Source organism: Streptomyces sp. NPDC054847, from assembly GCF_053610925.1.
Genome location: NZ_JBSGZJ010000171.1, coordinates 1 through 13,751 on the forward strand (window position 1 = coordinate 1; position 13,751 = coordinate 13,751).

Consider the following 13,751-nt stretch of genomic DNA (forward strand, 5'->3'; position numbering starts at 1 on the left):
GCCCGTGAGGGCCGGGCGCGGCCGTCTTTCCGGGGGCGGGGGAACGCCGGCGCAACCCGCTGTTCACCGCGAGGAACAAAACGTCTGAGAGCATTTGTTCCGAGAAGGAACTTACTCGGAAAGGCTCACCCTCCCATGCCCCTGGCGCTCCTCGCCCTCGCCGTGTCCGCCTTCGGCATCGGAACGACCGAATTCGTGATGATGGGCCTGCTGCCCAACGTCGCGGAGGACCTGGGCACCTCCGTGCCCACCGCGGGCCATCTCGTCTCCGCCTACGCCATCGGCGTCGTCATAGGAGCCCCGCTGCTCACCGGCCTCGGCTCCCGCGTCCCGCGCAAGCGGATGTTGCTGCTCCTGATGGCGCTGTTCACCGTCGGCAACCTGGCCTCCGCCCTCGCACCCGGCTTCGGCACCCTGCTCGCGGGGCGCGTGCTCGCCGGACTGCCGCACGGCGCGTTCTTCGGTGTCGGCGCCGTCGTCGCGGCGCGCCTCGTACGGGAGCACCGGCAGGCGCGTGCCGTCGCGACGATGTTCCTCGGGCTCACCGTGGCCAACATCGTCGGCGTCCCCGCCGCGACCGCGCTCGGCCAGCAGCTCGGCTGGCGCGCGACGTTCCTCGTCGTGACCGCCATCGGTCTCGTCGCCATGGCCGCCCTCGCCCGTCTCGTGCCGAGCATGCCGCTCGACGCCCACCAGGGCATCGGCCGCGAACTGCGCGCCCTCGGCGACCGGCAGGTGCTGCTCGGCCTGCTGACCGCCGTCTTCGGCTTCGCCGGAGTGTTCGCCGTGTACTCCTACCTCGCCTCGATGACGACCGGGGCGATCGGTCTGGGGGAGTCGTCCGTCACCCTCGTCCTCGCCCTGTTCGGCATCGGAATGACGCTCGGCGCGCTCGCGGCCGGCCCTCTCACCGACCGTGCGCTGCGGCCGACGCTCTACGGCTCCCTGACCGCGCTCGCGCTGGTCCTGGCCGCCTTCCCGTTCACCGTCCACGTCCCGTGGCTCGCCCTGACGACCGTCGTCGTCCTCGGCGCGGTCGGCTTCCTGACGACCACGCCGCTGCAGATGCTGGTGATGCGCAAGGCCAAGGACGCCCCGACGCTCGCCTCCGCCTCCAACCACTCCGCGTTCAACCTCGCCAACGCGGGCGGCGCCTGGCTCGGCGGCGCGGCCATCGCGGCGGGCTGGGGCTGGACGTCTCCTGCGTTCGTCGGCGCGGTCCTCGCCGTCGTGGGTCTCGCGATCGCCGCCGTGGCCGGGGTGCTCGACCGGGACGGCGACAAAAAGAGGGCCTCCCGCGTGATCGCGGGAAGCCCTCTCGCACCGGAGCCGGTCAGTTCGTCGTCTCCCGCCAGCGGTTCGTGATCGGCAGCCGCCGGTCCTTGCCGAAGCCCTTCGCGGAGATCTTTGTGCCCGGCGGGTACTGGCGCCGCTTGTACTCCGCCGTGTCCACCATCCGCAGGGTCTTCGTCACCAGCGCCTCGTCGAAGCCGGCCGCCACGATCGCGTCCTTGCCCTGGTCGCGGTCCACGTACAGCTCGAGGAGCCGGTCCAGCACGTCGTAGTCCGGCAGCGAGTCGGTGTCCACCTGCCCCGGGCGCAGTTCGGCGCTCGGCGGCTTGGTGATCGACGCCTCCGGGATCGGCGGGTTCTGGCCGCGCTCCGCCGCGGCCCGGTTGCGCCACTTGGCGAGCCGGAACACGGTCGTCTTGTAGACGTCCTTGATCGGCCCGTATGCGCCGACCGAGTCGCCGTAGAGCGTCGAATACCCCACCGCCAGCTCGGACTTGTTGCCCGGCGCGAGGACGATGTGGCCCTCCTGGTTGGAGATCGCCATCAGCATCGTGCCGCGCAGCCGCGACTGGAGGTTCTCCTCCGCGAGCCCGGTCAGCCCCAGCGAACCCATGTAGGCGTCGAACATCGGCTCGATCGGTACGGTGCGGAAGTTCAGCCCCGTCCGCCGCGCCAGTTCGGCCGCGTCGCCCTTGGAGTGGTCCGAGCTGTACTTCGACGGCATGGAGACGCCGTACACGTTCTGCGCGCCGAGCGCGTCGCAGGCGATCGCGGCGACGAGGGCGGAGTCGATGCCCCCGGACAGGCCGATCAGCACGGACCTGAACCCGTTCTTGGCGGCGTACGCGCGCAGGCCGACCACCAGCGCCGAGTACACCTCCTCGTCGTCGTCGAGCCGGTCGGCGTAACCGCCCGTCAGCTCGGCCTCGTACGCGGGCAGCGGCTCCTCGGACAGCACGACGCGGTCGATGCGCAGCCCGTCGTCCACGACGCCCTCGGGCGCGTCGGCCGCCGCGGCGGGCAGCTCGAGATCCAGTACGACGCTGCCCTCCGCGAACTGCGGTGCCCGGGCCACGACTTCGCCGTCCGGGCCGACGACGATCGAGTCGCCGTCGAAGACCAGCTCGTCCTGCCCGCCGATCATCGCCAGGTACGCCGTGGTGCAGCCGGCCTCCTGGGCGCGCTTGCGCACCAGCTCCAGGCGGGTGTCGTCCTTCTCACGCTCGTACGGCGAGGCGTTGACCGAGATCAGCAGCCCGGCCTTCGCGCTGCGGGCGGCGGGCACCCGGCCACCGTCCTGCCAGAGGTCCTCGCAGATCGCGAGCGCCACGTCGATGCCGTGGACCCGGATCACGGGCATGGTGTCGCCCGGCACGAAGTAGCGGAACTCGTCGAAGACGCCGTAGTTGGGCAGGTGGTGCTTGGCGAAGCTGAGCGCCACCTCACCGCGGTGCAGCACCGCGGCGGCGTTGCGCGGCGACCCGGCGGGCTGACCGTACCGGGGCCGGCCCGTCTCCGAACGGTCCAGGTAACCGACGATCACCGGGAGTTCGCCGAACCCCTCGGAGGCCAGGCGGGCGGCGAGCGCGCGCAGCGTGGCACGGGAGGCTTCGACGAAGGACGAGCGCAGCGCGAGGTCCTCGACGGGATAGCCGGTCAGCACCATCTCGGGGAAGGCGACGAGATGCGCCCCCTGCTCGGCGGCGTGCCGGGTCCAGTGCACGATCGCCTCGGCGTTGCCGGCGAGGTCACCGACGGTCGAGTCGATCTGATTCAGAGCGAGGCGTAGTTGAGGCACGGGCCCAGTGTAATCGTCTTTCTGACGCGATGTCCTTCAGGGTGATGCGCGGCACATCGCCCCACGACACTTGCCGAAGGGGGCGGGCCGTGCCGGTCCCGCCCCCCGGCAGGGCCGTCAGGTCATGGAGCCCGCGCTCTTCAGGTGCTCCGTGCCGCTCTCCGCGTAGACACGCTCCGCCCAGCCGGCGATCTGGTCCTCGCTCAGGTGCTGCGCCAGGTCCGCCTCGCTGATCATCCCGACCAGCCGCTTGTTCTCGATCACCGGCAGCCGCCGGATCTGGTGGCCCTGCATCTCCCGCAGCACCGCCGACACGTCCGCGCCGGCGTCGATCCAGCGCGGGGTGCCCTTGGCCATCTCACCCGCCGTGACCTTGGACGGGTCGTGGCCCATCGCGACGCAGCCGACGACGATGTCACGGTCGGTGAGGATGCCGCACAGCCGCTCGTCGGCGTCGGCGATCGGCAGCGCGCCGACGTTCAGGTCCCGCATCAGCTGCGCCGCCCGGTCGAGCGTCTCGTGCGAGGGGATCCACCGGGCCCCCGGGTGCATGATGTCCTTCGCAGTGGTCATGGGTCGTGCCTCCTGGATGCCGTAAGGCCCCGAGCCACCTCATTCTCGTGGCGCCGTACGGCGTACGCGACCGCAGCCATCCGCACCTGCGCGGCACCGGCCGCCCGCACCCCGCGAGCAGCGGAACGCGCACGGCCCCGTCCCGGAGAGGTCCGGGACGGGGCCGTGGGCGAACGGCGACGCGTGTCAGGTGCGCGGCTGCGCACCGCGGCGGTGCAGCAGATCGACCATCAGCTCGACCTCGGACGCCTGCGCGTCCACCATGCCCTGCGCCAGATCGCGCTCCACCTCGACCGTGCACTGCTCGACGCAGCCCTTGGCCATGGCGATCCCGCCGTTGTGGTGGATGATCATCAGCTGGAGGTAGAGGACCTCCGCCTCCTTGCCGCTGAGCCGTCCCAGCCGCTCGAGGTCGGCCCTGCTCGCCATGCCGGCCATCAGCGAACCGTCCTCGGCCCGGTGGCCGCCACCGTGGGCGCCGTGGCTGGAGCCTCCCGAGGCCATCCATCCCATCGGCTCGGCGTCCGCGTCCACCTTCGGCAGGCCCCACAGGTCCAGCCAGCCCAGCATCATGCCGCGCTGGTTGGCCTGCGTGTTGGCGATGTCGTACGCGAGCCTGCGCACTTCCTCGTCCTTCGTCCGGTCACGGACGATGAACGACATCTCCACCGCCTGCTGGTGGTGGACGGACATGTCACGGGCGAAACCGGCGTCCGCGGACGCCCCCGCCGGCGTACGGTCCGCGGCAGCGGATCCGCTGCTCCCCGCGGAGGCCACCGTGGCCGCCCCCGCGAAGAGCAGCGCGAGCACCACCGCGGTGACGGCGGCCCAGTGCGTACGCGTCATGCCCCTCACTTGCCGCTCAGCCCGCCCGTGCAGGCCGCGCCCGGCTCGGGCGTCTGCGGGCCCTGCACGTACTTGGTGAAGAACTGGCTGACCCGCTTGTCGTCGGCCGAGTCGACGGTCACCTGCTTGCCCCAGGCGCTCAGCATGATCGCGCCCTGCTGGTCCTTGTACGGGCTCATCAGCGTGTACGGCGTCTTCTTGACCTTCTCGGCCAGCTTGTCCACGTCACCCTTGGCGGCCTTGTCGGTGTACGTCACCCACACCGCGCCGTGCTCCAGCGAGTGGACGGCGTTCACCTCAGGGATCGCCTCCTTGTAGACGTCGCCGTTGCAGTTCATCCACACCTGGCTGTGGTCGCCGCCGACCGGCGGCTTCATCTCGTAGGAGACGGCCGTCTCGACGTGGTTGCGGCCGAGCTTCTTCGCGTCCCAGGACTTCTCGTCCTTGACCGGGGCCTTCGCCTCGGCCACGCGCTGCTCCTTCTCCTCGGACTCCTTGTTGAGGACGAAGACACCGAAGCCGACGAGGCCGGCGACGACGACGGCGCTGATGCCGACGGTGAGGATGCGGTTGCGGCGCTCACGGGACTGCTCGGCCCGGCGCATCTGCTCTATCCGGGCCCGGCGGTCGTTGGTGGTGTTACGGGAAGCCATGGTGGCGGTGTCCTTCGTGAAGTCTGCGGAATGGGGGGTTCAGCGATGCGTGCGAGGTCGTGCGGGCGGTGTCACGTCCGCAGCACCTGAAGGACGTGCAGGTCCGGGGCGCGCGCGAGCACTCCGGAACGGCCTCGGCCGCCGGCGTCGGCGGCGGGCCCGGGATGGGGGAGTGGGGTGCCCCCCTCCAGCGGCGCGTCGGGCTGCGGAGGCGGCACGGTGAGCACCGCGGGGCTGAGCACCGGCAGCAGCCCGCAGCCGCCGTCGTCGTACGGGCAGCTGTACGCGGTCGCCGTGTGGGCCGCCGTCCGTTCCTGCGCCGCGGGCGTCCTCGCCTCCGCCGCATCCGTCGCCCCAGGGCCATGGGCCCGGGGAGAGGGCCTGCCGTGGTGGGCACCGGCCGGGCCGAGGCAGATGAAGAGCGCGCCGAGGAGCGTCGCCACGGCGCTCAGCAGAGCCGTGGGACGCGCGGTGCGCGAGAGGCGGTCGGTCCGCGAACCCCCCATGGCCGCAGATCGTAGTGTGCGGACGCCACAGGCACCGCAGACGGGCGGCAATTAAGGGCCGCCCGGCGACAGCGCGGGGCCCCGCCGCGATGCGACGGGGCCCCGCGAGGGCCGTGTGCCCGGACTGTATTGGGGGCGTCAGACCCGTTCCGGCGCGCGCCCGGCCGGCGCCGGCCGCTCCGCGGCGGCCTCCGCCCGTGCCCCGGCCTTGAACAGCCGGCCCGGCCACCAGAACCAGCGGCCCAGGTCGAGGGCGAGCGCGGGCACCAGCACCGTACGGACCAGGAACGTGTCCAGCAGGACGCCGATGCCGACGAGGGTGCCCATCTGCGCCATCGTCACCAGCGGCAGTCCGGCGAACACCGCGAACGTCGCGGCGAGCACGACGCCCGCGCTGGTGATGACCCCGCCGGTGGTCGTCAGGCCCTCCAGCACCCCGCGTGCCAGGCCGAGCCGCTCCGACTCCTCCCTGACGCGGTGCATCAGGAAGATGTTGTAGTCGATGCCGAGGGCGACGAGGAACACGAAGCCCATCAGCGGCAGCGACCAGTCGACACCGGCGAAGCCGAGCACATGCTCGAACAGAAGATTCGAGGCGCCGAGCGCCGCGAAGTACGACAGTACGACCGTCGCCAGCAGCAGCACGGGGGCGACGATCGCCCGCAGCAGCCACACCAGTACGAGCAGGACCACCAGCAGCACCACCGGGATCACGGTCCGCAGGTCACGGTCGGCGGCCCGCTGGGTGTCCAGGGTCTGCGCGGTCGTGCCGCCGACCAGGGCGTCGGCCCCCTCCACGTCGCCGACGGCGGAGCGCAGCGCGTCCACGGTGTCCTTGGCCGCGTCGCTGTCCGGAGCGTCCTCCAGGACGACGGACAGCGTGGCGAGTTCGCCGTCGGGCGTGCGGTCACCCGCGTCGACCCGGGCGACGCCCGGCACCTTCGTGGCGGCTGCCTCGACAGCGCCGGCCTGCGCCGCGTTCGTGACGATCTTCGCGGGGTCGGAGGCGCCCGACGGGAAGTGGGCCGAGATCCGCTCCTGGGCGACGACCGACTCGGGCTTGTCCTGGAACATCTCCGACTGGGTGAGCCCCATGTTGATGCCGAACGCGCTGAGCGCCAGCACACCCGTGACGCCGACCGACATCAGCCACGACCAGCGCGGACGCCGCGCGACGGCAGCACCGGTACGGGACCAGACGGTGACCGCCTTCCGTGCGGGCGTGCCGTGGCGCGGCACGAAGGGCCAGAACACCCAGCGGCCCGCGATCACCAGCAGCGCCGGCAGCACGGAGACCATCGCCAGGAAGCCGCAGACGACGCCGATCGCGCCGACCAGCCCCAGCGAGCGGGAGGAGTTGATGTCGGCCAGCGACAGGCAGGCCAGTCCGACGGCAATGGTGCCGGCGGAGGCGAGGACCGCCGGCCCCGAACGCCGCAGCGCGAGCCTCATCGCCACGTGCCGGTCCTCGTGGCGGTGCAGCTCCTCCCGGTAGCGGGCGATCAGCAGCAGCGCGTAGTCGGTGCCCACGCCGAAGACGAGGACCATCAGGATGCCGGCGCTCTGCGGGTCGACGGGCAGCCCCGCGTACTTCGCCAGCAGATAGGTGCCGACCTGGGTCAGTACGGCGGCGAAGCCGACCGACAGCAGCGGGAACAGCCACAGCACCGGGCTGCGGTAGGTGATCAGCAGCAGCACGGCCACCACCAGACCGGTGGCGATCATCAGGGTGGCGTCGAGCGTGTCGAACACCGCGACCTGGTCCATCAGCGAGCCGGCCGGCCCGCCGACCGCCACGTCCAGACCGGGCGGGGCGTTCGCGCCGGCGATGTCGCGGATCTCCTCGACCCGGTCACCGAGCTCGTCGGACAGCGGTACGACCACCATCAGGGCCCTGCCGTCGTCGGACGGCAGCACGGGCGACAACTGCCGGCCCTCGGCGACATGCGGGGCGAACGCGCGGCGGTCCGACTCGGCCGCGGCGCGGTCACCGGCGGCGAGCGGTCGGTCGGCGCTGTATACGACGACGACGGGCATCACCTCGTCGGTGCGGAACTTCTCCAGTTCCGTGTTGACCGCGGCCGATTCGGCCCCCCGCGGCAGGAAGGCGTTCGGTCCGGTGTCCTCGACCTCGCCGAGCTTTCCGGCGAGCGGGCCGAGGGCCACGACGACGACGATCCAGCCGAGCAGGACGAGCCATTTGGTGCGTCGGCCGCCGGGCGCCGAGGCCAGGCGCTTGAGCAGCGCTTTCATGAGTAGTCTCCTGAGTGTGGAGTGCGGGACGCACGGAGCCCGCGCCGCGGCGTGACGGGTTTGCAGACCTGCCGTGGCGTGGGGGAAGTGCCTGGGACTTGTGCTTCACGGGTACGGCCGGGAGTTGCAGCTCCTGGCCGTACCGCCTTCGCGATACGTGCTCGCGGCCCTACTCGATCTCGCGCATCATCTTCTCCATCGAGGAGAGCGAGACGCGGGTCTGCGTCAGCTCGTCGAGCGTGCGCCGGTGCAGTTCGGTGCTGTCCTCGAGCAACTGCGCGTACTTCTCCGCGAGTTTGCGGTACTCGGTGTCCCGGGTCGCCAGTGCGCGGGCCCGCCAGGTCGCGGCGACCTGCCAGACGATGACGATGCACAGCAGGAACACCCCGGCGGCACCGACCGCTCCCACGATGTCGCCGCTCATTTCGCCGTCTCCTTCATCGTGTCCTTCTCCGTGTCCTTGCCCTTGTCGTCCTTGGCGTCGTCGGTGAGCGTGCGCGCGGCTCGCGCGACGACCTCGGGGGTCAGCGCGTAGCAGAACGGCGTCAGCTCGAAGAACTTCATCGCCTTGCCTCCCTCGGACAGCTCGAGCTCGCCACGGACCAGTCCCGCCGCCTCCAGCCGCTGCAGATGCATGTGCAGCAGGGGGCGGCCGATGGCCAGCTCACGGGCGAGCCGGCTCACGTAGTCGCGGCCGTCGAAGAGGGCGGCGACGATGCGCATCCGGTGCGGATTGCCCAGGGCGGTGAGGATCTTCAGCAGCGCGTCGCCCGTGAGCTCCGGTCCCGGTGCCGGGGCCGGGTTCTCGCTCATCGCGCCCCCTTGGCTCGTATGTGTCAGTTCAAACTGACACGCCCGCCGGTACGTGTCAAAGAAACCTGACACATGTCCGGGAGGAGTGAGGGGGCCTCAGGGTCGTCTCGGGGTGGGCCCTGACCCACAATGGGCACAGCCGCGTGCGCAACCTCCCCGAAACCCGCGGATGGGATGCTCCAGGGAGCAGGCACGCGCCGTGACGGGCAAGGATGGGTAGGAACTCAGACATGGACAAGCAGCAGGAATTCGTGCTCCGCACGCTCGAGGAGCGCGACATCCGCTTCGTACGCCTGTGGTTCACCGACGTGCTCGGCTTCCTGAAGTCGGTCGCCGTCGCACCGGCCGAGCTGGAACAGGCCTTCGACGAGGGGATCGGCTTCGACGGCTCCGCGATCGAGGGCTTCGCCCGGGTGTACGAGTCCGACATGATCGCGAAGCCGGACCCCGGGACCTTCCAGATCCTGCCCTGGCGCGCGGAGGCGCCCGGCACGGCCCGGATGTTCTGCGACATCCTGATGCCCGACGGCTCACCGTCCTTCGCGGACCCCCGCTTCGTGCTCAAGCGGATCCTCGCCAAGACCTCGGACCTGGGCTTCACCTTCTACACCCATCCCGAGATCGAGTTCTTCCTGCTCAAGGACAAGCCCGTCGACGGCAGCCGCCCCACGCCCGCCGACAGCTCCGGCTACTTCGACCACACCCCGCAGAACGTGGGCATGGACTTCCGCCGACAGGCGATCACCATGCTGGAGTCCATGGGCATCTCGGTGGAGTTCAGCCACCACGAGGGCGCGCCCGGGCAGCAGGAGATCGACCTGCGCTACGCGGACGCGCTGTCCACGGCGGACAACATCATGACGTTCCGCCTGGTCATGAAGCAGGTGGCGCTCGAGCAGGGCGTGCAGGCCACGTTCATGCCCAAGCCGTTCTCGGAATACCCGGGCTCCGGCATGCACACCCACCTGTCGCTTTTCGAGGGCGACCGCAACGCCTTCTACGAGTCCGGCGCCGAGTACCAGCTCTCCAAGGTGGGCCGCTCCTTCATCGCCGGCCTGCTGCGGCACGCCGCCGAGATCTCGGCCGTCACCAACCAGTGGGTCAACTCCTACAAGCGGATCTGGGGCGGCTCCGCCCGCAGCGCCGGCGCGGGCGGCGAGGCCCCCTCGTACATCTGCTGGGGCCACAACAACCGCTCGGCCCTGATCCGCGTCCCGATGTACAAGCCGGGCAAGACCGGCTCCGCCCGCATCGAGGTCCGCTCCCTGGACTCCGGCGCGAACCCGTACCTCTCGTACGCCGTCCTGCTCGCCGCCGGCCTCAAGGGCATCGAGGAGGGCTACGAGCTCCCCGCGGGCGCGGACGACGACGTCTGGGCCCTCTCCGACGCAGAACGCCGCGCCATGGGCATCGCCCCGCTCCCGCAGAACCTGGGCGAGGCGATCGACCTCATGGAACGCAGCGAGCTGGTGGCGGAGACGCTGGGCGAGCACGTCTTCGACTTCTTCCTGCGCAACAAGAAGCAGGAGTGGGAGGAGTACCGCAGCGAGGTGACGGCCTTCGAGCTGCGCAAGTCGCTGCCGGTGCTGTAACCGCAGGTCAGCGCTGGTACCGCCTGTCCAAAGCGCTCCGGGCCGACGGTCTCGTACCGTCGGCCCGGGTGTTGCCGTTGTCAGCCGACGAGGGCTTGGGTGATCTGCCTGGTCGTCTGCGCGGCGACCCGGGGGTTGACGGCGGCGTAGGAGGTGTAGGCGTTCAGGCCGGTAGCCAGTGCCCAACCGCGCCCCCGCATCCAGGTGGCATCGTCCACGCCGAGCGCATCGCGGAAGGCGGCTCGGCTGTTCGCCGACATCAAGGTGAAGGCGATCATCAGGTCGCAGGCCGGGTCGCCCATGCCGAGCCCGCCGAAGTCAATGACGGCGCTGAGGCAGCCGTTGGAGGTCAGCAGGTTGCCGGTGTGGAAGTCGCCGTGAAACCACACCGGAGAGCGGTCCCATCCGGGCGCGCTCAGTGCCGCGTTCCACAGTTCCGTCATCGCTGTTTTGTCGAACACGCCGTCTAGCTCGTCGATGGCGACCCGCGTCGCGCGGTCCCGGTCGGACAACGGACGGCCGGTGAGGGCTTCCCTGGTGTCCCCGGCGGGGATGTCCTTGAGTGCGAACCGCTGCAAGGCGGCCAGGAACTGAGCCAGTTCAATTGCCGCCTTGGAGGAGTCGCCCAGTGCGTCAACGGTCGCCACCTCGCCGTCCAGCCAGCGGGACACCGCCCATGGCCACGGATAACCGAAGCCGGGGCCGCCCACTCCCACTGGTACCGGGATGGCCAGGGGAAGGTGCGGGGCGAGTCGGGGCAGCCACAGGAATTCCTTCCTGGCCTGCCCGATGGCTCCGGGATGGCGCGGAAGCCGGACGGACAGCTCCTCGCCCAACCGGTAGATCACATGATCGGAGCCAGCGGGGTTGAGCAGCTTCAGGGCCAGTCCCGCCCACTGCGGGAACTGAGTGTCGACCAGGCGCCTGACCAGCGCCTCATCGATCTGAGGGCGTGTGTCCGCAGTTCTCGCAGCTACCAAGAACAACTCCCGTGGCCGGCCCGCTCCGTGCGACGGGCAGTCGCAGCCATCACAATGGTTCACGGCTGCGTCTGTCGACCGATTTTGCGACGCACGCAACCGCGTCGAGGCGTGGCCTGAATGCCGGCGTCACAGACACTGAGAGGTGATCCACCTCATTGAGTCGGCTGCTGCAAGTCGGCGCAGACCGAACCCGTAAAGTTCCCCGCATGGTGACTGCGACCGTCCGCGAGTGGCACGACGAGGAAGGGTGGGGCGTGCTCGACTCCCCGGAGACAGCGGGCGGTTGTTGGGGCCACTACTCCCATATCCAGATGGAAGGGTTCCGCACGCTGTCTCCGGGACAGCGGGTAGATCTCCACTGGGAAGCCCCTGGCTTCAAGCAGGACGGGTACGACTACCGGGCGGTGGACATCGTGCCTCGGCCGGCCTGACAGCCATGCTTGACTCAACGACGGCAGACAGCAGCAGCTACAAGTGGTCCATGACGACCTTGCCTCCCAGGCATCCGGAGCTCGTGAAGCCGCGTTGATCGAACTCCCCAAGAACTCCGAACGAAATGATCTTCGACCCATCCTTTGGGCCGTCTGTGGGCCGTCTGAGGGTGGCCTGCGATGACCAACGACGACCAGTGACGGCCGTTGCGCTTGTGGTCACCAAGGGGGCTGGGCGCGGTGTCGGAGGCTGACCGTCCAGGCAGCAACTTCCTGCGCAACAAGAAGCAGGAGTGGGAGGAGTACCGCTCCGAGGTCACCGCCTTCGAGCTGCGCAAGTCGCTGCCGGTGCTGTAACCGCGGGCGGGAGCACGGTTCGAGCCCTGCCGCATCGTCGGGTCGGCGGTCGTGGACCGTCGGTCCGTCGGCGTGTCCGGCCGGGCGCCTCGGATGCGGCCGACCCGGAGGCCTCCGTCGCGGGTGGGAAACGGACCGACCGCAAAGAGCCTCTGTGTCCGTTTATGTCCCCATTCCAGGGGGAGTTCCTAGTTGTACGATCCGATGCCTCGCCGGGGGTGAGCGGATGTCCACAGGAACCCTTCTCGCGATCATCATCCCGGTTGTCGTGGTCGTGGCCGCGCTGGCCGCACTCGGCTGGTACACCGTCCGTCGGCGCCGTCTCCGGGAGCGGTTCGGCCCCGAGTACGAGCGGACCGTCGAGGACGCGGGCAGCCGGAGCGCCGCCGACCGCGAACTGAGTGCCCGGGAGAAGCGGCACGACGCCCTGGACATCAGGCCGCTGTCTTCTTCCGCCCGTGACCGCTATGCCCACGACTGGCAGAAGGTCCAGGGCGAATTCGTGGATCGCCCCGAGGACGCCGTCCAGGAGGCCGACCTCCTCGTGACCTCGCTCATGCGTGAACGCGGCTACCCCACCGACAACCTCACGCAGAAACTGCAGGATCTGTCCGTCGAGCACGGCAGAACCGTGGAGCACTACCGGGCTGCCCACGACGTCAACGAACGGAGCCGCCGGCACACGGCGAGCACCGAGCAGCTGCGTGGCGCGATGGTGCACTACCGCGCCCTGTTCGACGAACTGCTCTCGGACGGCGGGCCGCGCCGGGCCCGCACCTGAGCGCCTTGCGCATCTGACTCTTCGACCAAGGACGGAGGAGAGATGGAACGCGAACAGACACCGGCCCCGCCGGAGAGGGGACTGTCCACAGAAGACCTCGCGGCACCGCCGGAGAGGGACGTGGGCCGCCCGCCCGAGACGGAGCCGCCGAGCTTCCCGGGCGAAGCCTCCGAGGTGCCACCGGAGGCCGACGCCACGCCGACGGCGGCATCGGCCGTCCCGGAGGAGCCGGAACCCGCACCGGACACCGCGGCCGCGTCCACACAGGAAGAGGTTCCGCGACTGCTGACGTCGGAGGAGGAGGAAGGATTCCGCACACGCTGGCAGGAGATTCAGAACCGATTCGTCGACGACCCGCGTGAGGCCGTCCACGACGCCGACGGCCTGGTGGCGGATGTCATGCAGACCCTGGCCGCCACTTTCTCCCGGCACAAGCAGGACCTGGAGGGGCAGTGGAGCCAGGGCGAGGAGGCCGACACGGAGGACCTGCGCATGGCCCTGCGGAAATACCGTTCGTTCTTCAACCGCCTGCTGTCGAGCTGACCACCCGTGGCCCCGGCTTCGCGAGACCATCCGTGCGGATGCGAAACGCGCCCGGTGCGGTGACCCTGGAGTCACGGGGGACCCTGCGTCGAGGAGGAAAACCCCATGTCCATGATGGACAAGCTCAAGAACATGCTCAAAGGTCATCCGGATCAGACGGACCGGGGCATCGAGAAGGCCGGCGACTACGTGGACGGCAGGACCCAGGGCAAGCACAGCCGCCACGTCGACACGGCACAGGACAAACTGAGGGACCAGTACGGGTCCGGCGGCGCCGGTGGAACGGAACGCCCCGACGAACCGCCCCGGTGACCTCACCCGCGTGAACG

The 13,751-nt window shown here is 70.1% G+C and carries 15 protein-coding genes and 1 pseudogene; 7 read left to right on the top strand and 9 right to left on the bottom strand.

What is annotated here, in order from left to right:
- The first annotated feature begins 135 nt into the window (after window positions 1–135).
- Complete coding sequence (locus tag ACWGH4_RS18595) at window positions 136–1,365, top strand: MFS transporter (RefSeq protein ID WP_453461868.1); 1,230 nt, start codon at window positions 136–138, stop codon at window positions 1,363–1,365.
- On the opposite strand, the gene ACWGH4_RS18600 is transcribed toward ACWGH4_RS18595, so the two are convergent.
- The 8 genes from ACWGH4_RS18600 to ACWGH4_RS18635 form a co-directional block, all read right to left on the bottom strand.
- Window positions 1,334–3,091 carry an NAD+ synthase gene (locus ACWGH4_RS18600; protein ID WP_453461871.1) on the bottom strand — a complete coding sequence of 586 codons (1,758 nt, stop codon included), beginning with the start codon at window positions 3,089–3,091 and terminating at the stop codon, window positions 1,334–1,336. The two genes, ACWGH4_RS18595 and ACWGH4_RS18600, sit on opposite strands and share 32 nt — an antisense overlap.
- Window positions 3,092–3,208: 117 nt before the next feature.
- A complete protein-coding gene (locus ACWGH4_RS18605; protein WP_453461874.1) occupies window positions 3,209–3,664 on the bottom strand; it encodes a CBS domain-containing protein in 456 nt (151 codons plus the stop codon).
- Between the two features lie 186 nt (window positions 3,665–3,850).
- Window positions 3,851–4,510 (bottom strand): DUF305 domain-containing protein, encoded by a 660-nt coding sequence (locus tag ACWGH4_RS18610; protein WP_453461877.1) that lies wholly within the window; start codon window positions 4,508–4,510, stop codon window positions 3,851–3,853.
- A gap of 5 nt (window positions 4,511–4,515) precedes the next feature.
- Window positions 4,516–5,163 (bottom strand): DUF3105 domain-containing protein, encoded by a 648-nt coding sequence (locus ACWGH4_RS18615; protein WP_441262686.1) that lies wholly within the window; start codon window positions 5,161–5,163, stop codon window positions 4,516–4,518.
- A 71-nt stretch (window positions 5,164–5,234) separates the two neighbouring features.
- Window positions 5,235–5,669 (bottom strand): hypothetical protein, encoded by a 435-nt coding sequence (locus ACWGH4_RS18620; RefSeq protein ID WP_453461881.1) that lies wholly within the window; start codon window positions 5,667–5,669, stop codon window positions 5,235–5,237.
- A 138-nt stretch (window positions 5,670–5,807) separates the two neighbouring features.
- Window positions 5,808–7,922, bottom strand: coding sequence for an MMPL family transporter (locus ACWGH4_RS18625; protein ID WP_453461884.1), 2,115 nt, complete (start codon window positions 7,920–7,922; stop codon window positions 5,808–5,810).
- Between the two features lie 169 nt (window positions 7,923–8,091).
- Entirely contained in the window at window positions 8,092–8,346 is a 255-nt protein-coding gene (locus ACWGH4_RS18630) for a hypothetical protein (protein WP_453461887.1), read from the bottom strand.
- Entirely contained in the window at window positions 8,343–8,735 is a 393-nt protein-coding gene (locus ACWGH4_RS18635) for a helix-turn-helix domain-containing protein (protein WP_441262682.1), read from the bottom strand. The genes ACWGH4_RS18630 and ACWGH4_RS18635 overlap by 4 nt, the downstream gene beginning before the upstream one ends.
- A gap of 230 nt (window positions 8,736–8,965) precedes the next feature.
- Between ACWGH4_RS18635 and ACWGH4_RS18640 the strand changes: the two genes are divergently transcribed.
- Window positions 8,966–10,327, top strand: a complete 1,362-nt coding sequence (locus ACWGH4_RS18640) for a glutamine synthetase family protein (RefSeq protein WP_159692659.1) — start codon at window positions 8,966–8,968, stop codon at window positions 10,325–10,327.
- Between the two features lie 80 nt (window positions 10,328–10,407).
- Here the strand turns inward: ACWGH4_RS18640 and ACWGH4_RS18645 are convergent, their stop codons facing one another.
- Window positions 10,408–11,307, bottom strand: coding sequence for an aminoglycoside phosphotransferase family protein (locus ACWGH4_RS18645; RefSeq protein ID WP_453461891.1), 900 nt, complete (start codon window positions 11,305–11,307; stop codon window positions 10,408–10,410).
- Window positions 11,308–11,516: 209 nt separating this feature from the next.
- Between ACWGH4_RS18645 and ACWGH4_RS18650 the strand changes: the two genes are divergently transcribed.
- The 5 genes and pseudogenes from ACWGH4_RS18650 to ACWGH4_RS18670 all read left to right on the top strand — a co-directional run bounded on the left by ACWGH4_RS18650 (window position 11,517) and on the right by ACWGH4_RS18670 (window position 13,734).
- Window positions 11,517–11,741: a cold-shock protein gene (locus ACWGH4_RS18650; protein WP_453461894.1), complete on the top strand. Its 225-nt coding sequence runs from the start codon at window positions 11,517–11,519 to the stop codon at window positions 11,739–11,741.
- Window positions 11,742–12,011: 270 nt separating this feature from the next.
- A pseudogene (locus ACWGH4_RS18655) lies at window positions 12,012–12,098 on the top strand (glutamine synthetase); the annotation flags it as partial.
- A gap of 226 nt (window positions 12,099–12,324) precedes the next feature.
- The gene (locus ACWGH4_RS18660) at window positions 12,325–12,879 is read left to right on the top strand and encodes a hypothetical protein (RefSeq protein WP_453461897.1); all 555 of its coding nucleotides are present in this window, start codon (window positions 12,325–12,327) and stop codon (window positions 12,877–12,879) included.
- A gap of 42 nt (window positions 12,880–12,921) precedes the next feature.
- On the top strand, window positions 12,922–13,422 hold the full coding sequence (locus ACWGH4_RS18665; protein WP_453461900.1) for a hypothetical protein: 501 nt from the start codon (window positions 12,922–12,924) through the stop codon (window positions 13,420–13,422).
- Between the two features lie 105 nt (window positions 13,423–13,527).
- Window positions 13,528–13,734: an antitoxin gene (locus tag ACWGH4_RS18670; protein WP_453461903.1), complete on the top strand. Its 207-nt coding sequence runs from the start codon at window positions 13,528–13,530 to the stop codon at window positions 13,732–13,734.
- Window positions 13,735–13,751: the final 17 nt, after the last annotated feature.